This window comes from Sphingomonas sp. PP-CE-1G-424, from assembly GCF_004341085.1.
Lineage (GTDB): Bacteria > Pseudomonadota > Alphaproteobacteria > Sphingomonadales > Sphingomonadaceae > Sphingomonas.
The window spans coordinates 707621-729609 of record NZ_SLXW01000003.1 but is presented as its reverse complement, the minus strand read 5'-3'; the positions used below and the strand labels follow the sequence as shown (position 1 = coordinate 729609).

The window sequence follows — 21989 nt, the reverse complement described above, 5'->3', positions numbered from 1 at the left end:
GGACACAACCATGCTGTATACCATCGCCGTCATCCTGCTGATCCTCTGGCTGGCAGGCTTTGCCTTCCATGTCGCAGGCGGACTGATCCACATCCTGCTGGTGATCGCGGTCATCGTCGTTCTGGTGAAGCTGTTCACCGGTCGCAACGTCGTCTGAATTTGGTTCTCCTGCGGACGCAGGAGCCCAGGGTTACGGGCGATATCGCTTGGTATCCTGGGCTCCCGCCTTCGCGGGAGAACTGTTAGGCGACGGGACGCCGTAGAGGTCGTGATCGTCGGCGTCTTCGATCGTGACCGGGACGATGTCGCCTACCGTCAGGTGGCCCGCGTCGCGGAGGAAGACTTCGCCGTCGATCTCGGGCGCATCCGCCTTCGAGCGACCCGTCGCGCCTTCCTCGTCGACCGCATCGATGATCACGTCGAGCGTGCGGCCGATCTTGGCCTGCAACTTGGCCGCGGAGATCGCCGCGGTCTTTTCCATGATGCGGGCGTAGCGCTCTTCCTTGAGTTCTTCGGGCACGTGGTCGGGGAGCAGGTTCGCCGCCGCCCCTTCGACAGGCTCGAAGCGGAACGCGCCGACGCGGTCGAGCTGCGCTTCGTCGAGCCAGTCGAGCAGATACTGGAAATCTTCCTCGGTCTCGCCCGGGAAGCCGACGACGAAGGTCGAGCGGATCGTGATGTCGGGTGCGATCGTCCGCCAGTTGTGGATGCGCTGGAGCACTTTCGCATCGTTGCCGGGGCGCTTCATCCGGCGCAGCACCGATGGTGCGGCGTGCTGGAACGGGATGTCGAGATACGGCAGCACGAGGCCCTCCGCCATCAGCGGGATGACGTGGTCGACGTGCGGGTATGGGTAGACGTAGTGCAGGCGGACCCAGGGCGCGATCTTGCCGAGCTCGCGCGAGAGGTCAGTCATGTGCGCGCGGACTTCGCGTGCCTCGCCGCGTGCCATCGGGCCGCCAGTCTTAACCGGCCAGCTGGCGTGGCGCAGGTCTACGCCATATGCAGACGTGTCCTGGCTGATGACCAGCAACTCCTTGGTGCCGGCTTCGACGAGCTTCTCCGCCTCGCGCAGGATCGCGTCGGGGCGGCGGCTGACGAGATCGCCGCGCAAGCTTGGAATGATGCAGAACGAGCAGCGGTGGTTGCAGCCCTCGGAAATCTTCAGATAGCTGTAGTGGCGCGGGGTCAGCTTCAGGCCGGCGTCGGGGATCAGGTTGAGGAACGCGGACGGCGGCATAGGTGCCGCCTCGTGGACCGCGCCGACGACCTGCTCGTATTCGTGCGCGCCGGTGATCGCGAGGACCTGCGGGAAGCGCGCGCGGATCGCGTCGGCTTCCTTGCCCATGCAGCCGGTGACGATGACGCGGCCGTTCTCGGCGATGGCCTCGCCGATCGCCTCGAGGCTTTCCTCCTTGGCGGAGTCGAGGAAGCCGCAGGTGTTGACGAGCACGATGTCGGCGCCGGCGTAATCCGGCGACATCTGATAGCCGTCGCCGCGCAGCTGCGTGAGAATCCGTTCGCTGTCGACGAGGTTTTTCGGACAGCCGAGCGAGACCATGCCGATCTTCGGCGGGGAGGGGAGTGTTGTTGCCATGAAGCCCGCGCACATAGGCGCAAAGTTCGGTTTTTTCTAGGCGGGCGAATTTGCTTCGGCCATGGATGGGCGGATTGCGCGGGAAGGAACCGATATGCTGGCGATTGGACTGATGTCGGGGACGTCGCTCGACGGGATCGATGCCGCGTTGATCGAGACCGACGGCGAGGCGTTCGTGCGGCCGATCGCGTTTCGTGGCGAGCCCTATTCGGATGCGGCGCGGGCGCAGTTGGCGGAAGCCACGCGGATGGCGCTGACGTTCGACAAGCCGCGCGCCAGTCCGCCGGTCGTCGCTGCGGGGGAGCTGATCACGCGCGCACACGTGTTTGCGGTGCACAAGTTGCTGGCGGATGCGGGCGTCGCGGCGGCCGACGTCGATGTGATCGGCTTTCACGGGCAGACGATCGCGCACCGGCCGGATCGGCGCTGGACGTGGCAGATCGGCGACGGGGCGGCGGTCGCGCGGGCGACCGGGATCACGACGGTGTCGGACTTTCGCTCGGCGGACGTGGCCGCGGGCGGGCAGGGGGCGCCGTTGCTGCCGGTGTATCATGCGGCGTTGGCGGCGGGGCTCGAGGGGCCGGTCGCGGTGCTGAACCTTGGTGGGGTGGGGAACATCACCTTCATTCCCGGCGGGCGGGACATGCATGATTCGCGCGAGATGTCGCCGGAGCGGGCGCAGATGAGCGATCGCGATGGGTTGGTGGCGTTCGATACCGGGCCGGCGAACGGGTTGATCGATAGCTGGGTCGAGGCGGAGACTGGCGCGCGGTATGATGCCGGGGGGGCGTTGGCGGCGTCCGGGCGGGTGGACGAGACGGTGTTGACGGCGATGCTGGACCATCCGTTTTTCGATGCGCCTCCGCCGAAGTCGCTCGACCGGAATGATTTTACGATCCAGCCGGCTCGGGGGTTGTCCGCTGCTGATGGGGCGGCGACTTTGACGGCGTTTACCGCGGCGACGGTGGCGGAGGCTTTGCGGCATTTGCCGGCTCGGCCGGTTCGGTTGCTGGTGGCGGGGGGGGGGCGGCATAATCCGACGATGCTGGCGATGATCGCCGCGCGGACCGGGTTGGTGGTGGAGCCTACCGATGTGCTCGGGTGGAACGGCGATGCGCTGGAGGCCGAGGGGTTTGCGTATATGGCGGTTCGGACGCTGAAGGGGCTGACGATCAGCTTTCCGGGGACGACTGGGGTGCCGGTGGCGATGGCTGGTGGGGTTGTGGATCGGGTTTGAGGGGGGGCGGCCAACGCCACCTAAAACCGGCCTAAAGCTTGTTCTCCCGCGAAGGCGGGAGCCCAGTCTGGGCTCCCGCCTTCGCGGGAGAACAAGGAAGTGCAAGCCGTCCAGTGTTGGATCTCTACCCCGGCGGAGGCCGGGGCCCAGTTGGGGGACGTTGCTAACTAAGCGGGCGCTTCACCACCTCGACCTTTCCAACTGGGCCCCGCCTCCGCCGGGGTGGTGCTCAGTGGGGTGAGCGGGTGGGCTTGTATCAGTGCGGCTTCTTCGCCTTGGCCGGCTTCTTCGGCTCGGGCTTCTTTGGCGGGGCCTTCTTCTCCGTCGCGTCCTTCGCACGCAACGCAGGCGCCGCGATCGCCGCTGCGATCCCTGCGATTACCGTCGCACCAACCGCGATCGCGGTTTTAGGGTGCGACTTCACCGCATCCGTTGCCGTCGCGAGGCCAGCCTTCGCCGCATCGGTAGCGTCCTCGACCCAGTCGCTGGTCGCTGCGGTCTTCTTCGCGTCGGGCTTCGGCTTGTGGTCGTCGTCGTGATGGACCTTGGCGTGCGGCATGGCGGAGTTCGGAATCGACGACATAGAGCTTGTCCTTCGGTCAGGGATGATGCCCGATAAACCGATCGCGTCCGTGACGGTTCCGTTACAGTCCGCGGCTTACCGCGCCAAGCTCACCGCTTACGGGTCAGCTCGCGCATTGCGTCGTCGAGCCCGGCGAGGCTCAGCGGGTACATGCGGTCGGTCATCAGTTCGCGGATGATGCGGACCGACTGCGAATAGCCCCATTGCGCCTCGGGTACCGGGTTGAGCCACGCCGCCGCCGGATAGGTGTTGGTCAGCCGCTGCATCCACACCGCGCCCGGTTCCTCGTTGAAATGCTCGACCGAGCCGCCGGGGTGGGTGATTTCGTACGGGCTCATCGACGCGTCGCCGACGAAGATCAGCTTGTAGTCATGGCCGTATTTGTGGAGCAGGTCCCACATCGGCGTGCGCTCGGCGAAGCGGCGCGTGTTGTCCTTCCACACGCCTTCGTACGGGCAATTGTGAAAGTAGAAGAATTCGAGGTTCTTGAACTCGGTGGTCGCGGCTGAGAACAGTTCCTCGCAGAGTTTGACGAACGGGTCCATCGAGCCGCCGACGTCGAGGAACAGCAGCAGTTTCACCGCATTGCGGCGCTCGGCGCGCATGACGATGTCGAGATAGCCCTGCCGCGCGGTGCCGGCGATCGTGCCGTCGATGTCGAGTTCGTCGGCGGCGCCGTCGCGGGCGAAGCGGCGGAGGCGGCGGAGCGCCACCTTGATGTTGCGGGTGCCGAGTTCCTTGGTGTTGTCGAGGTTGCGGAACTCGCGCTGGTCCCAGACTTTCAGCGCGCGCTTGTGCGTGCTTTCGCCGCCGATGCGGACGCCTTCGGGATTGTAGCCGCCGTTGCCGTACGGGCTCGTGCCGCCGGTGCCGACCCATTTGTTGCCGCCCTGATGGCGTTCCTTCTGCTCTTCGAGTCGTTTCTTGAGCGTCTCCATGATCTCGTCCCACGAGCCGAGCGACTTGATCGCGGCCATTTCCTCGGGGGTAAGGAATTTTTCGGCGACCGCCTTCAGCCAGTCCTCGGGCACTTCGCCGGCGGGCGTGCCGTAGCTGGTGGCGAGGCCGCGGAAGACCTTGGCGAAGACCTGGTCGAACTTGTCGAGTAGCCCCTCGTCCTTCACGTACACCGCGCGGGAGAGGTAGTAGAAATCCTCCGGCGTCCGCTCGATCACCTCGGCGTCGAGCGCCTCCAGCAGGATGAGGTGCTCTTTCAGGCTGGCGGGGATGCCGGCGCTGCGGAGTTCGTCGAGGAAGTTCAGGAACATGGGGTCACGTCCTCACTTGGTAGCCGCGATCGGCAGTTCGATGGCGCTGGGCTGCGCGGCGGAGTGGAAGACGCTGATCGTGGCCTTGCGGTAGTCGTCGGGCTTCGCGTCGAAGATGTTGGGGACGTAGGTCTGCGGGTTCCGGTCGTAAAGCGGGAACCAGCTCGACTGGACCTGGACCATGATGCGGTGGCCGGGGAGGAAGACGTGGCTGGCGTTGGGTAGCACGACGCGGAATCGCGTGGGCTGACCGGCAATGATCGGGGTCGGTTTGTCGAAGCCGTCGCGGTAGCGGCCGCGCAGAATGTCCATCGAGACGGCGAGCTGATAGCCGCCCATCTCGGGCTTGTCGGAATATTCGGCGGGGTAGACGTCGATCAGCTTCACGACGAAATCGCCGTCGGTGCCGGTGGTGCTGGCGATCAGGTCCGCGACGGGTGCGCCGGCGATCGCGACCGGGCTGGTCAGCGGCGGTGTCTGGTAGGTCAGGACGTCGGTGCGGTCGGAGAACGGGCGCTGGTCGTCGACGAGCCATTGCCGCCAGGTCGAGCCGGTCGCGTAGGTCGGGCGGATCGGGCGGAGGCGGTAGGGGATCGGCTTGGCGGGATCGGAGATATAGTCGTCGTGGCCGTCCTGCGCGGGGGCGGTGGCGCCGAGGCCGCTGGCGGGCTGGAAGTAGAGTTTCTGCGTGGCGGTCGAGTTCGGCCAGCCGGCGAGTGTCTGCCACTGGTTGGTGCCGGTCTGGAATGCGGTGACGGGGGCGAGCGTGGGCGGCGTCGCGCCGGTCTTCAGCGCGCCGTTGAGGAACGGGAGCAGGACGTTCTTGCGGAACCAGAGCGCGGTGTCGGCATCGAAGCGGATTGCGCCGAGAGTCGAGCCGTCGCCATTCGCGCCGCCATGCGCCCAAGGGCCGAGCGCGAGGTGGTTGACGTGGTTCGGATCGACTTTCGACACGGCTTCGTAGGCCGCGACGGCGCCATAGATGTCCTCCTGGTCCCATTGGCTGGCGACCCAGAGCGTCTGCACGGTCTGCGGTTGCTTCGGCAGGATCGTCTCGAGCGCCTGGCCCTGCCAGAACGCGTCGTACGCCGGGTGATCGTGCATGCGCTGGACGAACGGGAGCTGCGCGAGGCCGCGGCTCTTCACAAAGTCGCTGGCCGACCCGGCGCGCAGGAACGTGTCGTAATCGTCGTAGGCGTCGCGCCACAGGTCGCCGGCTTCGCCCTTGGCGGCGTCCTGGCTGTAGTAATAATCGTAGCCGACTTGGCGGAAGGCGCCGCCGTGGAAGTCGTCGTCGCCCTTCCAGGTGTTGATGACCGGGTTCATCGGCACCGCGGCCTTCAGCGCGGGATGCGGGTTTACCAGCGCCATCGCGGCCATCATGCCGTCGTAGCTGGTACCGATGATGCCGACGCGGCCGTTCGAGTTCTTGAGGTTCTTCACCAGCCAGTCGATCGTGTCGTAGGCGTCGGTGGAGTGATCGACTTTCGTCTTGTTGAGCGGGCCGATCAGCGGGCGTTCGTTGATGTACGCGCCGTTCGAGCCGTTCTTGCCGCGAACGTCCTCGAACACGCGGATGTACCCGGCGTCGAAGAACATCGCGTCGGACGCGCGCAGGTTCATCGCGCCGCTGGAACTCGACGACCGGCTAGCGGCGCTTTCGGCGTTGTAGGGCGTGCGCTGGAGAAGAATGGGGGCGTCGGTGAGGCCCTTGCGCTGGAGGATGACCGCGTGGAGCGTGACGCCATCGCGCATCTTTATGTCGACTTCACGGCGGTCGAAGTCGAAGCTCGCATTGGCAGGGACGAACTTGGTCGGGATGTCGCCACCGGGCTGCGGCGCCTTTTCCTTTTGTGCGGATATCGCGGACGGCGCCGACGTGGCGAGCAGGGCCAGCGTGATCGTCGTTAGAGCCTTGAACCGCATCGTTATCCTCACCGTCTTGTCGAAGACGCAGGTGGCACGGTTCTTGGGGTAACGGCAACTCCACTCGCGCTGTCATCCTGACTTTCGTCAGGATGACAGTGGTGGTCAGGATGACGGGCCGAGCTTACCGCGCGATCGGCTTGCCGCTGACGGGCACGTAGGCGTCGATCAGCGCACCGACATAGTCGGGGTTGCGGCTGGTAAGTTCGGGCGCGGCGTGCGTGTGGCCGTAGATGAAGCCATAGACCGGGTAGACCCCGCCGCCGAGGCCGTCGACGTCCTTGTACCACACCTTCACGTCGCTCCAGTCGTTGCGCGGCGAAACGTCGAACAGCGTAACATCCTGTTCGGCATGCCCGCGTTCGCCGTTCTGGCGCGACCAGTTGGCGTGGGTGAGCATGACGACGCGCTTCTCGACGACCCGGCTGACGACCGCGACATGGCCCATCGGCAGGCGCGCGGTCTTGGCGAAGACGATCACCGCGCCTTCCTTGGGCTTGTGCGTGCGTTCGTATTTGCCGTCCGCCTGCTCCCACCAGGTCCAGGCGTTGCCGTAGATCTGGATCCCCGACGCAGCGCGCGCGAAAGGCACACACTCGCCGACATAATTCAGCAACGACGTGGCATGGCCGCCGGTCGCCGATGCGGCGGCGATGACAAGGCTGAGGAGCGTTCGGGGGAGTCGCTTCATGCCGCTGGTCTACAAAGCACCGAGTGACTGGTCGGTTGCCGGCTTTGGTTAACGCATGGTCCTGCCGCGCTTTTCGGTCGGGTCGGCGTGCGGCCGTCTCGAAACGCTCACCCCTGGTTCTTCTGCCGCTTCGCCATGAACGCGAGGCGTTCGAACAGCATGACGTCCTGTTCGTTCTTCAGCAGCGCACCGTGAAGCGGCGGGATCGCCTTGGTCGGGTCGCGGTTCTGGAGGATGTCGAGCGGCATGTCCTCGTGGAGCAGCAGCTTCAGCCAGTCGAGCAGCTCGCTGGTCGAGGGCTTCTTCTTCAGCCCCGGCACGTCGCGGACGTCGTAGAACAGGTCCATCGCCTTGCTGACGAGGATCTTCTGGATACCGGGAAAGTGCACGTCGACGATCGCCTGCATCGTCGCCCGGTCGGGGAACTTGATGTAGTGGAAAAAACACCGGCGGAGGAACGCGTCGGGCAGTTCCTTCTCGTTGTTGCTGGTGATGATGACGATCGGGCGCTCGACCGCGCGCACCGTCTCTTTGGTCTCGTAGACGTGGAATTCCATCCGATCGAGTTCCTGCAACAGGTCGTTCGGGAACTCGATATCAGCCTTGTCGATCTCGTCGATCAGCAGGACGGGCGGCGCGGGCTGGGTAAACGCCTCCCACAATTTGCCCTTGCGGATATAGTTGCCGATGTCGTGGACGCGTGCATCGCCGAGTTGCCCGTCACGCAGGCGGGCGACCGCGTCATATTCGTACAGGCCCTGCTGCGCCTTGGTGGTCGACTTGATGTTCCACTCGATCAGCGGCGCGCCCAAAGCCTTGGCGATCTCGTAGGCGAGCACGGTCTTGCCGGTGCCGGGTTCGCCCTTAATCAGCAGCGGGCGGCGCAGCGTCACGGCGGCGTTGACCGCGACTTTCAGATCGTCGGTCGCGACGTAGCTCTGGGTGCCCTCGAAGCGCTTCATGCGATGTCCCGTCCGGTTCTGAATACCCGGTATGGATAGAGGGGAAGCGGTCTTCGGCGCAAGCGCGTTACAGATCGCCGCGGGCACTCGCGCGGGCCTCGAGCAGCGACCACAGGCCGCGGTGCTGCGCGAACAATTGCTGCGCGCCGAACAGGATCGCGCGATCGCAACCGGGGGCTGCACCGAGTTCGGCGATCGTCGCAGCCGTGACGGACTCGGCGGGGAAGCCGGTCGCGGGCACGGCGACCGAGAACCGTTCCGCCGCAGCATCGAGGACACGGCGGATCGCGGTCCAGTCGTAAACCAGCGCGGCGGCGGCGCCGGTGGCACAGCCGCGGCGTTCGGACCGGGCCAGCATTTCGAGCGCGTGCCGTTCGTTGACGAGCGCGGTTTCGGTCAGGGCCTGGCCCGGCGTCGACGGCAACGGCCCGACCGCCGCGGTGAGTTGCGCGAGATAGGCGCGTTCCTCGGCAAACCCGACCGCGGCGGCGGCGAGCCATTCGGTCGCCGGCGGCTGCGCTGCCTGAGTCAGGACATCGGCGATCATGCCCGGATGGTCGCCGTGGATCGCGCACAATGCGTGGATCGCGTCGGAGAGCGTGCGCTGCACCGGCGTCCCGAGCACGAGGCGGCGCATATGCGGGTGCGCGGCGCTGCCGTCGGCCTCGCCCAGGCGGACGAGCGCGTCCCACGCACTCGACGTCCCGATCTGTAGTGCCGCGTGGGAAACCATCGTGCTCCGGTCGAACAAGTCGTGCGCTGCGTATGCGTCACGCCGTTGCCATGCGCTGCATCGCCTGTACGAAGCGCGTAGGAACATGGTGTACGTGAAATTAATTATAGCATCTTGGCCACGAGGACGGTCGCAAATCCCGCGTTTTTCGGACAATCACCCGCGGTATGCGATCCGGTCTTTACGCCGTGACGCGCCGTCGCGATAACGCGCCCGGCGCCGGGGTAGGATCGGCGACCTGATCCCACGGAGTCTACAGGATGCGCACATGGTTGCTCGGGCTTGCACTTGCTTCGGTCGGAACCGCCGCGATGGCCGCTGATCAGGTCACGCCCCCGGCCGCGCCCGCTGCACCAGCGCCTGCGCCGGCACCGGCACGGCCGGTCGAAGCCGCCAAGCCCGGCGACCTGACGATGGCGCGCGTGTTCGGTAATCCGGACCTGTCGGGATCGCAGCCGAAAGCGGTCCGACTGTCGCCCGACGGCACGCTGCTGACGAGCTTGCGCAACCGCGACGACGAGAAGGAGCGCTTCGATCTCTGGGCGGTCGATACCGCGACCGGGGCGGCGCGGATGCTGGTCGATTCGAAGAAGGTCGGCAGCGGCGCCGAGCTGACCGAAGCCGAGAAGATGCAGCGCGAGCGCGCGCGGATCGGCGGCCAGAAGGGTATCGTCGCGTATGACTGGGCGCCCGACGGCAAGTCGATCCTCGTGCCGCTCGACGGCGACCTGTATCTCGCCGGGCTCGACGGCAAGGTCACGCGGCTTACCGACACGCCCGGTGGCGAACTGAACCCGGTGGTCAGCCCCAAGGGCGGCTTCGTGTCGTTCGTCCGCGACCAGAACGTCGTCGTCCAACCACTGAGTGGTGGCGCCGCGCGCGCCGTCATGACCGGCGGCGGTGGTACGGTGCATTTCGGCGAGGCGGAGTTCGTCGCGCAGGAGGAAATGCACCGCGATACCGGATACTGGTGGTCGCCCGACGAGCAGCATATCGCGGTCGAGCGGTTCGACGAGGCACCTGTCCATGTCGCGACCCGCGCATCGATCGGCGCGACCGGGACCAAGGTGTACGAACAGCGCTATCCGGCAGCGGGCACGCCCAACGTGCTGGTCGACCTCTACATCATGAAGCCCGACGGTTCGGGCCAGGTGAAGGTCGATCTCGGTACCAACCGCGACATCTATCTCGCGCGCGTCGACTGGACGCCCGATGGCCGGATGCTGTTGGTGCAGCGCCAGAGCCGCGACCAGAAGCTGATGGAGATGCTGCGGGTCGATCCGGCGACGGGCAAGTCGACGATCCTGTTCACCGAGAAATCGGGGGTGAAGAGCTGGCTCAACCTGTCCGACGCGTACCGCGTGCTGAAGGACGGCAGCCTGATCTGGCGCTCGGAGCGGAGTGGCTACGGACATCTGTACCGGTTCGCCTCGGGCAAGTGGACGCAGCTGACCAAGGGCGATTGGGTCGTCACCGACCTGGTCGGCGTCGACGAGGGGAAGGGACGCGTGTTCTTCCTCGGCAACAAGGACGACGTGCTCGAGCAGCAGCTGTATTCAGTCGACGTCGCCAAGCCGAATGCGATCACCCGGCTGACCGAAGCGGGCTGGTGGAACAGCGCGACGATGGATGCGGCCGCGAGCCGCCTGATCATCTCGCGCTCGAACCCGAAGCAGCCGACGCAGGTCTATCTGGCCGACGCGACCGGCAAGCGGCTGTCGTGGATCAACGAGAATGCTGTGGTCGAGGGGCATCCCTATTATCCGTATCTGGCGAGCCATCAGGAGACCAAGTTCGGGACGCTGAAGGCCAAGAACGGCATGACGCTCTATTGGGAGATGATCACGCCGCCGCTCGAGCCCGGCAAGAAATACCCGGTGTTCTTCGAGCATTACGGCGGGCCCGGCACCGGTCAGGTCGTCACGCGCGGCTGGCAGGGCGCGTTGCCGCAATATCTGGTCGATCGCGGATATATCTATTTCAAGATCGACAATCGCGGCTCGTACAACCGCGGCCGCGCGTTCGAGAACCAGATCTATCACGCGATGGGCACGGTCGAGGTCGAGGATCAACTGACCGGCGCGAACTATCTGAAGTCGCTGCCGTTCGTCGAGCCGAGCAAGATCGCGACCTATGGCTGGTCGTATGGCGGCTATATGTCGCTGAAGATGCTGGAGAAGACGCCGGGCGTGTATGCCGCTGCGGTGTCTGGCGCGCCGGTCACCGACTGGCAGCTGTACGACACGCATTATACCGAGCGGTATCTCGGCGATCCGGCGACCGACCCGGCGAGCTATGCGACCTCGGCGGCGGTCGAGGAGGCGAACCGCATCGTCGATCCGCTGCTGCTGATCCACGGCATGGCGGACGACAACGTGTTCCTCGACAATTCGACCAAGGTCGCGGCGAGGATGCAGGCGACCGATACGCCGTTCGAGATGATGTTCTACCCCGGCTACACGCACCGCGTGGCGGGGCCGGGGATCAGCGAGCATGTCTGGGGGACGATCCTGAACTTCCTCGACCGGACGGTGAAGGACAAGCCGGTGCCCGAGGCCACGCCAGCGTCGGCGCCGGTGAAGTAACGTCCGGTGCGGTTCGTCGAGACGTTTCACCTGTGGCCGTTCCTCGACACGCTGGTGAGCTATATCGCCGCGTTCGTGTTCGGGACGCTGATCGGTGCGGAGCGGCAATATCGCCAGCGCACCGCGGGGCTCAGGACCAACACGCTGGTCGCGCTCGGGTCGGCGGCGTTCGTCGATCTCGGCCAGCGGCTCGGCGGCGACGTCGAGTCCATCCGAATCATCGCCTATGTCGTGTCGGGGATCGGCTTCCTCGGCGCGGGCGTGATCATGAAGGAGGGCATGAACGTCCGCGGGCTGAACACCGCCGCGACCTTGTGGTGCTCGGCGGCGGTGGGGTCGTGCGCGGGCAGCGACATGATCGCGGAGGCGGGCTTGCTCACCTTCGTCGTGCTGCTGGCGAACACCGCGCTGCGGCCGCTGGTCGACGGGATCAACCGGATCCCGACCGAGGGGCGGACGATCGAGGCCACCTACAGCGTGATGGTGACGGTTGCGGCGGGGGATGCGGGACCGATCGGCGATCTGGTGGTCGAGCATCTGGAGGCTGCGCAACTGCAGGTGGCGGAGCTGGCTGTGACCGAGCGCGGCGAGGACCGGGTCGAGATAGCCGCGACGCTGGTGGCGACGAACGTGCCGTCGGAGGAACTGGACGCGATCACGGATCACCTGGCGAAGGTGCACGGGATCGAACATGCGACATGGCAGGCTAAGACGCATGACTGACGGGTGCAGGAAGCTGGACGATACCTGAGTTGACGTTGCCAACGTCTGAAATCGCCCAGTTGTGGACGTTCGACAGGCGCGGCATTGTCCGAGTTATGACAAAGATCATCTACCTATCGCCCGGCGAGCAGATGCCGGATCGCGGCGACGACGAGCCGTGGCTGATCGTGGAGGCATCGGACGATGGCCGGTTCTTCGGGACCGGTGCTGCATGGAACCCGAGCGGCGAGTGGGTCGGCTATGGCTCGCTGCCGAAGAATGACGGTGCCTTTGCCGACGCCGTGGCGGCAGCGGAGCGGTGGGCCGCTGAATACAAGTTCCTGCAATATGGGTTCAAACTGCTCCATAGGTCCGCTTTCGCCCAAAACCAGCCACTTAAGCCGTTGCGAGGCTTGCCCGATAACAGCCGTTCCGACAGGTTAATTACATGAAGGTTCTGCTCCCCCTGGCGTTGCTGACTATCGGTGCATCGCCCGTCGACCATCCCCGCACTTATCTACTGTCAATCGGACGAATCCCGCTCATGGATACGGAAAGCATTAGCGCTTTCGCGATTAAGACGTGGGGCGTTCAATTTCGATCGATCTGCCGCATCCCAAGCGGCTGGCGAATCAAAGCCGGGAGCAGCGCCACCCCGAGTGGTGGCCTCGAAGGCAATGGAAGCCAGGGATCCACGTGGTTCAATAAGGGCAGTCCCAGCGACCTTCGCGCATTTGTGCTCGTCACCCTCTCGGCGCCGGTGCAACGTACGGACATTGGGCCTTCTGGCAGCGGTATTCCTGCTACGTTCAAGGGCGCCGCAACGATCAGCACGGACGACGGCGATGTTCAGCGCACGCTCTCGTACCGAAACGTCACTCTGGCACCAGCAAACCGCTGCCCGAACAGCTGACTTCTGTTTCCGCCCATCAACGGACACTCGATTGCGTGAGGCATGCGCCCTTCGGCTTCATCCGCGAGTAGACCACCTCATCCGCCTGTCGAGAGAACGCATAGAACTTACCACTAAATTCGCTTAGGTGCCGAAGGTATCGTGGTTCGCTGTAATGCTCAGGTAGCAGTGGAAGCGACGTTCCATAGGGGGATGCCACGAACGCAAACTGGCCGCCTGTCGTTCGATTTAGGATAATCTTCGCTTTCGTATAAATCGAGTACCCTTGCTTCTCCGCTCTCACTTCATAACCTGTCGGACTAATACCAGAGTTATCGAATGAAATCGATTTTGCATCGATAAGTAGGCGGGGGGCTACTTTGCTCGCGTAGCAGCCATATACGTAGCGAGGTTCAATGGGCTCTGGCCGATAACACAGCTTCAAAAGGAGTAACATCGCCAGCACAGGAGTGAATATTATAGCCCACCCGATTAGCTTATCCCGCATACTAATCGTTGCGAAAAAGTCGTAATCTCGCCCTTCTGGCTTTTGCATCGTTGTCCACTTTTCGTAACCCGCTCGCGCAAGGTCGCACAACTCCGGGGCAGCGAATACCCTTCCCGATCGGTGCAAAAATCAAAGTTTTGCATCATGACACTGGTCAGCTCACGCCCAGAGAGATCCTTACAGGCGATGATACGCGCTATATCATGCGCTGATGCGACCGGTCCCAACCACCTTCAATCACGTCTCACTGAAGCAACCTTTGCCCTGGCTCGTGGCTGGCGGGCTGTTCCTGTTTGCGGTGCTATTCATCGTACCTAGACACGTCCCTGCTAATGATCCTGCCCCATCGCGGCTCGCTTTTAATGGCTCCACGTCAAAGTCCATTGAATGGGTCGAGATGTGCTTGGGAAAGGATTGGGGCAGCCGCTTGCCACTGCGTCACCGGGAGGTACCAAAGGCACCGAAGCCGATCGTGCGACTGGATAATCCTGTCCGCCACTTCGTGATTGACGTTATCGATGAGGGTTCGGGGCGTGTCATAAAGGGCTACTCGCGCAAGGGAGAGCCATTTAGCAAACGAGAGCATGAGGCGTTGGATGGCTGTCTGACCGGCGGCGCCTTCGCTCTAGGCGATCCGCGGAATAGGGACGGTAGCTTACCACCGCTTCCGCGACGTGATGCGAAACTCACGGATTTGGCATCAGCCCGAAATGGGCAGGAAACCGAGGGCCCCGGCGATTCAAAAGACTGATGCATCTGGCACCCGCTCATAGGTCGTTTTTCTGGGGTGTGGCCTCCAAAGCGGAATGTCCGCTTTCCTTCCCAACCCGGTCGTCCCCGCTACGCCGTCGCTGGCGGGGAGGCGCATTGGGCGACCACATTAGTTGGGCGACCACATTAGTTGGGCGATCAACAGCCTACGCCTTCGCAACGATTAATGTATGATGTTGGCCAGATCCTGTCCCCGCAACCAACTTAATTTGCAACGCCTCTTCGGTCACCCCCGCGGGGGCTTTTGTGGGCGCTCGCGACGCGCATAGCGTTAACATCGACACCAGTTCTCCGAGCTGCCAGATGGTGAGATCAGCATTCCCAAGCGATAGCACCACCGCCTCAATGAGCGCGCGTAGCCGCTAGAACGCTTGCGCCTCGAGAGCGTCGTAATTGAACGTCACGGTGAACTGTCCGACGTTCGCGCGATCAACGTAACGCAATTCATGGCTCGTCTCCAAGCACGATTACCGCGTTAGACGACGTGGCAACCTATGTTATCATTACCTTTTATTATTTTTGCGGGCTCGGTGAAGATCAAGCGCCGGATCATCTCGTTTGGTGAGGAAGTAAAAGCTGCCAAGCAAGGCAGGGGTTCGACATTGGTGCAGCCAGCGAGCGAACGGCATATCGGCACCGTTGCCGTCCCGCCTCAAGCGCGGACAGGGTGCGAAATCGCGAGTCCGCTGGCTTGATGAGCTGGTCGACGGATCTCACTGGCCGGTTTTGGTCATTTTAAACCCTTGGCTCGACCGCTTTTGCGAAGGAGCTTGATACGCACGCCTCGCATCGCAGCGTCGCTATCCCGAGATGCTGCACAGCGGCATTGCGGGTCATTCACGGTCCCGCTACCGCTGTGACGACGAGAGGCAGGTATCGCTGCGGGGCGGCGATCCGTAACATTTGCAGTACTCGAGCGGATCTCGAATGCGCTGCAGGTAGTTTTCGAGATCGACGATAACGATACTGTCGTGCGCTACGCGAACGCGGCGCGCTATTTTGCGGAATGCTTCGTCCGACGTCGCGCGCGGGATAGACGCGATGTCGCCAAGCGCAAACCGAACGCCAGTCGATGCCCTATTTCTTCGCCCTCGGCATCGAACCAGTGCTCGTCGAACTCGAGCATTTTAACGCCCGTCGTGAACCTCATAGCCGAACCGAACCCCCCAGACGCGTTGGCAAGCGCATCCTGGCTATCGCTGGGCCTGCGCGATCTCCGCTCAAGAGAGGGCGCAAATCGCGCACCAGTGCTTAGGCCTTGTCACGGTTCGATACCTGCGGAATGGCCACCACGCCCGTGCATCTTCAACGATACCCATCGGCATTGTGGAAGCAGCCCGGCCGCTATCGCGCAGCGATCGTCGTAAACAGCCGTTCGTTCGGGGGGCAGGGCAGGGCAAGGGTCCGAAGGTACGCAATCCGCGTGCTTTTGCGAAGCGATCGGAAGCCGTTAAACAACCATCGCATAATTTTGAAGAGCACCTCAGAGACGAGAATGTGCCAGCTACGGGAAGAATCCCTCGCTTAAATCAGGTTCAGCGCCCGTGTCCGGGCCTGTATCAAACGCGAGCGTCCATCGGTCTCCTACCCGCGTTGCCGCCTGCTCGGCGGTACGGGTGCGATTCAGTTCCTTCACCAAGAAAGGGAACGCTTCCCGGATGTCTGCACGACTTGTCCAAGACGGTGTTTGTACAATACGGTAGTCGTATCGGCCAACCTCTGTCGGCTTGGAAGGGCCGGTTTCCGAGCCGCTGTCGTGCCGACCAGTACGCACAGCCACCACATGTTTTCGACCGTAGCACAGCATAGGTTCGGGGCCGCTGGCCGGATCAAGCCGACGGAGCCATATATCCTGCATGCCGGCTGATGTCGGTTCAATGCGCACTCGGGGGCGATCGCCTCCCGCGTCGGCGCGGTCGAGAAGCACTCGCCGTACAAGGCCAGCGGCCACCAAAGCGTCTACGTGTGGCCCGGCGAGAGCTTCTGCGCTAAACTCGATGGGGTATGTGCCAGACAATAGCGGTGCGCATTGACGTTGCCCCTCCACCTGCTCGCGTATCTGCTGTATCGCATCGTCGGGTGTCGATTGCGGCTTCGCGGCGTTTAGATGACAACCTGCCAGCAGCGCGAGCGAGCAGGCAGCGACCATGCACGAAATGCGCATAGTCACGCCCTCAGGCCTAGCGGTGCCAAGGGCTGCGTCACGTTCGAGAGCCAAGAAAGTACTTGCTCCGCAGCAGCGACCTCCTTCACCCGTGCCTGATTGGCGTCGCTTTTCCCGAATAGCCCCCCGGTATCATAAAAAGCTTTTCCCCGTAATTGTTTGTTCAGCGTATCGATTCGATCCTCGACGTTACCGCCCGGCCGCGTGACCCCGACCCACTGTACCGGTCCTCGACTCCGATCAGCGTTTCCCCGAGGATAGTCTTTGTCGCTTGGCATTTTTTGTATTGGCGCGCTGCTATAACGGCCGTCGCCATATGGTCCTGCGGGGCTGATCTCAGTCACCAGTTCATCGGAATCCAAAAGCCAGATCATATAGAACCCGAGCTCGATCTTTGGCGCCAAGCGTGCAGGGTCGAGTTTTCCGATCGGCCTGTTTGCAATCGGCGCTGATCGCAATTGCGCGTATGCTTGTTCCTTGGCCTCAGCGCTTATCGTCCGGCTCTCCTCGACGGCGGCAGCGGCATCGTAGGCAAGCAGCTTGTGATTAATTAGCCAGGAATTAAGTTGCTTGTCCCGGTTGATGGGATCGGTTGCAAGGAGGTCCTGACTGTTGGACATCGCCTTCACGACCGCGTCTTTTATTTTCTTCCCGGCCTCGTCCTTCACGATATCCAGAGTCTTTCTGATCGCGAACGTCGCTGTGGCATTCGCCCCTACCGCATTATAGACGGCCAAAGTACGGGTCGCGCTGCAGGAGGCCAGCAGACGTAGTGCCGCGCGGTTGGCAATCACACGGAGCGACGCCGTTGCAGCACTCGCCATCAGAATGGATCCTGGGATTAGGGCGACGATGGAAACGAAAAGTTTCGCGTTTGCTTTATCGTTCTCCTTTTGCTTATTAAAACTATCTTGGTAGCTGCGTATTATACGCGATGATGTATGGATTGTATGCGTTTGCCTGCCAGGGATCCACTGAGTCACTAACTTGGTTACGATAGGCTTGAAGTCTATCCGACACATACCCTCCAATTACCACGTTAGTGGAGGTTCTGGTCTAAAACAATGTTTCAATTGGGCGACACGCTACGATAACAAATGCGTCCAAGGCAAGCCTTGGGTCCACCGGCGGAAACCCTTCAGTCGATTGCGAAACAGAATTTTCGCGATGGCCATTATGGCCGTGTCAGGCGTCCTCGAGACGGTTCGAACGTGTCATGAAGGACGCCCGTCTAAATTATAAACTTTCCATGGAGCATTCACGCGACTTTGAACGACTGTCCAGGATGCTTGGCATATCCGGCAGGATCATGGTGGTGGCCGTTTTGCCTGCGCGTTGTAGGCTTCCCGGAATTCCTTGGCGAACACGTCCATGAACGCCTCGTCTGAACCGTGCGCGACGCCGCCGAACTCGCGTTCGTACGCTTGCCATAGCGCGGCGTCTCGGGCTGCGGGTAGGATCCGCTCGAGCAGCCCTTTCGACTCGGCTCGCGTGCGGATCGCGGTCGGGGAGAAACGGTCGAGCGTCGCCCGCAAGGCGCCCTGCATGGCGCGGATCGTCGCCATCTGGTGCGATTGCAGGTCGACATATGCGTCTTCGATGGCGTTTTCGGCGTCCATGAAGCCGCGTTGGGGCGGATTGAGCAGCATCGCCATCGCTTCTTCGGGTGTGCGGGCGAACTTGATCGGATTGTTGCCCTCGGGTGTGAAAGCAGTCATCTCCGCGCCTAACTGCGCCTTCGCACGGGCGCGGGCCTCGACCATGACGACCAGCCCGGCGACGAGCCGACGCAGCAGGCGGCCGCTTCGTGCCAGTACAACGCTGGGCTCGTCGGTCACCTGCTCCTTACGCAATCCCATTTGGGTCAGGAAAGCGTCGATGTCTCCTCGCGGCTGCGGTGCAGGCGATGCAGATGGCGCGGACGGTGCGGAAGGGGCCGGGGCGGGGCTCGACGGCGGTGTGTCCCAGCCCGACGGAGTCATTTGCGGCGTCGCCGCAGGGAGCGCATCACGCGCCGCGGGACGCGACAGGCCGAGCGGGTCGGACGGTGCCTCCACGGGCTGGCCAAAGCCGCCCCTTGCCCAATCGACTACATTGCCTTCCGCAATCCGACCCCAGACATCGTCTGGCGACGGCGTTGCAGGGCGGTCGGGCGCTGCGCTAGACCAGCCCGATGCAGGGTCCGGTGCGGGAACGTGCGCGGTCCAAGCCGACGCGACCGGTACGTCGGGTGCGGCTTGCGTTGCATGCCAGCCACCGCCCGTGGCGGTTGGCGGCGCAAGGGGTGGCGGCGCAAGGGGCGTCGGCGACCGGTGCGGTTCCTGTCGTGCGAGGCCAGGGCCGATCTGCGGCTGCCACCGTCCGCTCGACCCTGCCGCCGCCGGCATCGGCGTGCTGTCCCAATGTTGCGCGGCACCGTAGCCCGACGCGCCATAGGGATCAGGCGTCGAAGAAGCTTCAGGTGCCCCTGCGAGACCATCGTCCCAGCCACGCCATTCAGCCGACTTTGGCAGTTCGGCGGTCTCCGCCGCGATCGACGCGCTGTCGCCGGTGAGCCGCGCGGCAATCTCGTAATGGCCGATCTGCACCACGTCGCCGTGCATGATCCGATGCGGCGCCGGCAGCCGCGTCGATGCGCCGTTCAGATATGTACCATTGGTGCTGACATCGGTCAGGATATAGCCGTTGCCGTCGAACATGATCTCGAAATGGCGCGAGGAAATGTGATTGCGCGGATCGGGCAGGCTCCAGTCGCAGGAAGCGGCGCGACCGACGACGGCACCGCGACGGCTGAGCACGAACTCGGTCGGCATGCCATTGTCGAGTCTTGCGACATTCCCGATCGTCAACGTGAGCGTCATGGTTTCGCCAGCGCCTGAACCCCGCGATCCGCAACCTGTTCGGCAAGCGCGAGTGCCTCGGTCAGCGTGGTACCGGGCGTGCCGCTGCGATAGGCCGATGCCTTCACCGCGCTAGCGGCATAGCGCAGGCAGGCTTCGGGCGGCGCCAGGACGGGGGCGGCATTTATGGGCGCGATCGATCCGCCTGAATAGAAAACGGCCATCCCCAGCAGACGTTCCGGGCTGCGTTGTCCGGCGGCCTCTGCGGCGGCGTGGGTCGCGCGACGATTGGTGTCGCTCGGCTCGTCGATCCAGCGCATCGCATGATCCAGCGCGAGTTGATCGCGGATCGGCAGGCTGCGATCGCGTGCATGATCGTGCAGGCATCGTGCGGCCCAGGCGACCGCCTCCTGACGCGGCAGCGCGTGCGCGATATAGTCCAGCGCATCGGCCGGGGCGTCGCCGCGGCGAAGCGAGTCATAGCGCGCATGGAGATCGTCTGCAGCGGGCGGAAGATCGTCCTCGTCGACGTCCATCAGCGCGAACACCTGGCGCGCCTGGGTCAGTTTCACGATGGGCCAGCGGGTCATGGATTGATGAACGTCTGTGCGCCCTTAAGGATCAGATTCGCACCCGCTTTTACCAGCGTATCCATGCCGCGGAAGATCGCGTTCACCTTGCCGTGGATCGATACGGTGTCGGCGGTCATGCTGATGCCCGTCGGCGTGATGAAAACGTGCGACTGGCCGACCTTCAGCAGGATGCTGTCGGTCGCGCTGATTTCGAGTGTCTTGCCGACGATCAGCTTGTCGTGATCGCCGATCGTGGTCTTGCGATTGTGGACGACCCTGACCGTCTCGTTGTTGCCGACCTCGGCAGTGCGATCGTACCCAACGACCTCGCCCTGGTTGTGGCCGACGTGATGCGTTTCGTCGAAACGCACGCGCGTGTTCATGTCGCGCTCGGCGTGGACGAAGATCTCCTCCTGGCCGCCCTTGTCCTCGAACCGCATCTCGTTGGCGCCCGGCGCGCCCGTGTCGAGCGGCCGAGCATTGGGATACGCCCCCGCCTGACCGTAGCGCAGCGTGCGCCACAGCACGCGCGTCTTGTTCGCGGGCAGCGGATAGACCGGCATGTTCGATTTGTTGAACACGCGCCCGACCACTAGCGGGCGGTCGGGGTCACCGTTGAGAAAATCGACGAGAACCTCGTGCCCGACGCGCGGCAGGATCAGATTGCCGAGCCCGCCGGTCTGCGAGACGCGGATCCAGCAGGTCGATTTCTCGCCCGGCGTATCCTTGCGATCCCAGTGGAAGCGCACCTTCACCCGGCCATATTCGTCGGTGTAGATCGTCTCGCCGGACGGCCCCGTGACCACCGCAGATTCGAGCCCTTGGACGACCGGGCGCGGCGTCGATTGGATCGCCTGATAGGTCGTGTCCGCCGGGATCGCGTCGAAGCGGACGTTGAACGACAGCTCGTCGCCCTGCTTGCCCGATCGATAGGTCTCGGCGGCGATGCTGTGATAGGTCGAGGTGACCATGTACGCGGCATTCATCCGCGCCGCCGGATGCTTGGTGACGTTGACCAGCGTACCGCAGGCGAGCCCGGCCGCCTGCGACGTGCCGGTGAACACGCGACGCCCGGCGCGCAACCCGTCGAGCACGGTCTGGCTGCGCTCCTGCCCGGTCTTCTGCTGATCCTCGCGGCCCGTCTTCTCGCGCGTGTAGCGGCCGGGATAGTGGAACACCTCGCGGTCGTCGCGCGGGTGTGCGCCTTCCGAATCATGCACCGCAACCAAGGGCTGATCGGGCGATTCGAAATCGAAGTCGCGGTAGGTGACGCGCGATTCCGCCCCGGTCGAGACGCGCTCGGTCCAGGCCTGGAGATGCGACGCGGGTTTCGCGAATCGCTCCTTCGATTCTGAGGCGAACACCGACACGGCGTTCTGGTTGAATTCGAGTGTCGCGGGATCACCGGCCAAGTGGCATTTCGGCCCCTCGCACAAGATCATCACATGACGCTCGGCATCGTGACGGAAGAAGTAGTAGATCCCTTCCTCTTCCATCAGTCGCGAGATGAACGCGAAGTCGCTTTCCTTGTACTGCACGCAATAGGCGCGAGGAATGCGTGTCCGCGACAGTCGCGAATACTCGATGTCGGAAATGCCCGCGGCTTCGGTAACCTGCTTGATGATCTGGATCACCGTCAGATCCTGGAAGATCGCCATGTCGCGGTTCTGCGCGAGAAAATACGTCCAGGGCTGCAACGTCAGCCGGTAATGATGCCCGCTCGTACTCTCGCGATCGTACGCCGCCGACGTGATCAGGCCGTGAAAACGACGCACGACCTGATTGTCTTCCAGCACGGCTAGCGCGGTCGGCTTGCCGAGGTGGGGCTGCAGATCGATTTCGAGCGGCGATATAATATCCGCCGTGATCGAAAAGGGTCGACTGAGCGTCTCGACGCTGTCGATGCGTTCGAGCACGACCTGTTCGTCGCCGACATCGATCGACATCTGAGTTAAACG

18 protein-coding genes are annotated in these 21989 nt (G+C 63.5%); 7 read left to right on the top strand and 11 right to left on the bottom strand.

Annotation, left to right across the window (positions count from 1 at the left end; translation table 11 throughout):
• Positions 1-10 precede the first annotated feature (10 nt).
• Positions 11-157: a lmo0937 family membrane protein gene (locus C8J43_RS13330; protein WP_107954842.1), complete on the top strand. Its 147-nt coding sequence runs from the start codon at positions 11-13 to the stop codon at positions 155-157.
• Positions 158-190: 33 nt separating this feature from the next.
• Here the strand turns inward: C8J43_RS13330 and rimO are convergent, their stop codons facing one another.
• On the bottom strand, positions 191-1597 hold the full coding sequence (rimO, locus tag C8J43_RS13325; protein WP_133031299.1) for a 30S ribosomal protein S12 methylthiotransferase RimO: 1407 nt from the start codon (positions 1595-1597) through the stop codon (positions 191-193).
• A gap of 94 nt (positions 1598-1691) precedes the next feature.
• On the opposite strand from rimO, the gene C8J43_RS13320 reads away from it, so the two are divergent.
• A complete protein-coding gene (locus C8J43_RS13320; RefSeq protein WP_133031298.1) occupies positions 1692-2834 on the top strand; it encodes an anhydro-N-acetylmuramic acid kinase in 1143 nt (380 codons plus the stop codon).
• 256 nt (positions 2835-3090) lie between these two features.
• Here C8J43_RS13320 and C8J43_RS13315 read toward each other — a convergent pair whose 3' ends face one another.
• The 6 genes from C8J43_RS13315 to C8J43_RS13290 form a co-directional block, all read right to left on the bottom strand.
• Entirely contained in the window at positions 3091-3417 is a 327-nt protein-coding gene (locus C8J43_RS13315; RefSeq protein WP_133031297.1) for a hypothetical protein, read from the bottom strand.
• Between the two features lie 89 nt (positions 3418-3506).
• Positions 3507-4685, bottom strand: a complete 1179-nt coding sequence (locus C8J43_RS13310) for a VWA domain-containing protein (RefSeq protein ID WP_060525609.1) — start codon at positions 4683-4685, stop codon at positions 3507-3509.
• 12 nt (positions 4686-4697) lie between these two features.
• Positions 4698-6611: a CocE/NonD family hydrolase gene (locus C8J43_RS13305; protein WP_133031296.1), complete on the bottom strand. Its 1914-nt coding sequence runs from the start codon at positions 6609-6611 to the stop codon at positions 4698-4700.
• A 124-nt stretch (positions 6612-6735) separates the two neighbouring features.
• Entirely contained in the window at positions 6736-7302 is a 567-nt protein-coding gene (locus C8J43_RS13300) for a CHAP domain-containing protein (RefSeq protein WP_121885168.1), read from the bottom strand.
• A gap of 107 nt (positions 7303-7409) precedes the next feature.
• Positions 7410-8264: a MoxR family ATPase gene (locus tag C8J43_RS13295; protein WP_133031295.1), complete on the bottom strand. Its 855-nt coding sequence runs from the start codon at positions 8262-8264 to the stop codon at positions 7410-7412.
• Positions 8265-8331: 67 nt separating this feature from the next.
• Positions 8332-8997 carry a hypothetical protein gene (locus C8J43_RS13290; RefSeq protein ID WP_133031294.1) on the bottom strand — a complete coding sequence of 222 codons (666 nt, stop codon included), beginning with the start codon at positions 8995-8997 and terminating at the stop codon, positions 8332-8334.
• A gap of 260 nt (positions 8998-9257) precedes the next feature.
• Here C8J43_RS13290 and C8J43_RS13285 point away from each other — a divergent pair, with 260 nt between their 5' ends.
• The 5 genes from C8J43_RS13285 to C8J43_RS13265 all read left to right on the top strand — a co-directional run bounded on the left by C8J43_RS13285 (position 9258) and on the right by C8J43_RS13265 (position 15150).
• Positions 9258-11582, top strand: coding sequence for a S9 family peptidase (locus C8J43_RS13285; protein ID WP_133031293.1), 2325 nt, complete (start codon positions 9258-9260; stop codon positions 11580-11582).
• Positions 11583-11588: 6 nt separating this feature from the next.
• A complete protein-coding gene (locus C8J43_RS13280) occupies positions 11589-12305 on the top strand; it encodes an MgtC/SapB family protein (RefSeq protein ID WP_133031292.1) in 717 nt (238 codons plus the stop codon).
• Positions 12306-12400: 95 nt separating this feature from the next.
• Positions 12401-12736 (top strand): hypothetical protein, encoded by a 336-nt coding sequence (locus tag C8J43_RS13275; RefSeq protein WP_133031291.1) that lies wholly within the window; start codon positions 12401-12403, stop codon positions 12734-12736.
• Positions 12733-13197 (top strand): hypothetical protein, encoded by a 465-nt coding sequence (locus C8J43_RS13270; protein WP_133031290.1) that lies wholly within the window; start codon positions 12733-12735, stop codon positions 13195-13197. The genes C8J43_RS13275 and C8J43_RS13270 overlap by 4 nt, the downstream gene beginning before the upstream one ends.
• Positions 13198-14949: 1752 nt before the next feature.
• Complete coding sequence (locus tag C8J43_RS13265; protein WP_133031289.1) at positions 14950-15150, top strand: hypothetical protein; 201 nt, start codon at positions 14950-14952, stop codon at positions 15148-15150.
• A 1471-nt stretch (positions 15151-16621) separates the two neighbouring features.
• Here C8J43_RS13265 and C8J43_RS13260 read toward each other — a convergent pair.
• From C8J43_RS13260 to tssI, 4 genes are all read right to left on the bottom strand, one after another.
• A complete protein-coding gene (locus C8J43_RS13260) occupies positions 16622-17443 on the bottom strand; it encodes a hypothetical protein (protein WP_133031288.1) in 822 nt (273 codons plus the stop codon).
• 483 nt (positions 17444-17926) lie between these two features.
• Complete coding sequence (gene tagH, locus C8J43_RS13255) at positions 17927-19480, bottom strand: type VI secretion system-associated FHA domain protein TagH (protein WP_133031287.1); 1554 nt, start codon at positions 19478-19480, stop codon at positions 17927-17929.
• Complete coding sequence (locus tag C8J43_RS13250) at positions 19477-20049, bottom strand: hypothetical protein (protein WP_133031286.1); 573 nt, start codon at positions 20047-20049, stop codon at positions 19477-19479. Before C8J43_RS13250 ends, tagH begins: the two co-directional genes overlap by 4 nt.
• Positions 20046-21977: a type VI secretion system tip protein TssI/VgrG gene (gene tssI, locus C8J43_RS13245; protein WP_165899628.1), complete on the bottom strand. Its 1932-nt coding sequence runs from the start codon at positions 21975-21977 to the stop codon at positions 20046-20048. Before tssI ends, C8J43_RS13250 begins: the two co-directional genes overlap by 4 nt.
• Between the last annotated feature and the right edge of the window lie 12 nt (positions 21978-21989).

Excerpts from the sequence above, each read along its gene's own strand:
- C8J43_RS13330 (WP_107954842.1), top strand. The coding sequence starts at position 11 with ATGCTGTATACCATCGCCGTCATCCTGCTGATCCTCTGGCTGGCAGGC.
- rimO (WP_133031299.1), bottom strand. The coding sequence starts at position 1,597 with ATGGCAACAACACTCCCCTCCCCGCCGAAGATCGGCATGGTCTCGCTC.
- C8J43_RS13320 (WP_133031298.1), top strand. The coding sequence starts at position 1,692 with ATGCTGGCGATTGGACTGATGTCGGGGACGTCGCTCGACGGGATCGAT.
- C8J43_RS13315 (WP_133031297.1), bottom strand. The coding sequence starts at position 3,417 with ATGTCGTCGATTCCGAACTCCGCCATGCCGCACGCCAAGGTCCATCAC.
- C8J43_RS13310 (WP_060525609.1), bottom strand. The coding sequence starts at position 4,685 with ATGTTCCTGAACTTCCTCGACGAACTCCGCAGCGCCGGCATCCCCGCC.
- C8J43_RS13305 (WP_133031296.1), bottom strand. The coding sequence starts at position 6,611 with ATGCGGTTCAAGGCTCTAACGACGATCACGCTGGCCCTGCTCGCCACG.
- C8J43_RS13300 (WP_121885168.1), bottom strand. The coding sequence starts at position 7,302 with ATGAAGCGACTCCCCCGAACGCTCCTCAGCCTTGTCATCGCCGCCGCA.
- C8J43_RS13295 (WP_133031295.1), bottom strand. The coding sequence starts at position 8,264 with ATGAAGCGCTTCGAGGGCACCCAGAGCTACGTCGCGACCGACGATCTG.
- C8J43_RS13290 (WP_133031294.1), bottom strand. The coding sequence starts at position 8,997 with ATGGTTTCCCACGCGGCACTACAGATCGGGACGTCGAGTGCGTGGGAC.
- C8J43_RS13285 (WP_133031293.1), top strand. The coding sequence starts at position 9,258 with ATGCGCACATGGTTGCTCGGGCTTGCACTTGCTTCGGTCGGAACCGCC.
- C8J43_RS13275 (WP_133031291.1), top strand. The coding sequence starts at position 12,401 with ATGACAAAGATCATCTACCTATCGCCCGGCGAGCAGATGCCGGATCGC.
- C8J43_RS13270 (WP_133031290.1), top strand. The coding sequence starts at position 12,733 with ATGAAGGTTCTGCTCCCCCTGGCGTTGCTGACTATCGGTGCATCGCCC.
- C8J43_RS13265 (WP_133031289.1), top strand. The coding sequence starts at position 14,950 with ATGTTATCATTACCTTTTATTATTTTTGCGGGCTCGGTGAAGATCAAG.
- C8J43_RS13260 (WP_133031288.1), bottom strand. The coding sequence starts at position 17,443 with ATGGCGAGTGCTGCAACGGCGTCGCTCCGTGTGATTGCCAACCGCGCG.
- tagH (WP_133031287.1), bottom strand. The coding sequence starts at position 19,480 with ATGACGCTCACGTTGACGATCGGGAATGTCGCAAGACTCGACAATGGC.
- C8J43_RS13250 (WP_133031286.1), bottom strand. The coding sequence starts at position 20,049 with ATGACCCGCTGGCCCATCGTGAAACTGACCCAGGCGCGCCAGGTGTTC.
- tssI (WP_165899628.1), bottom strand. The coding sequence starts at position 21,977 with ATGTCGATCGATGTCGGCGACGAACAGGTCGTGCTCGAACGCATCGAC.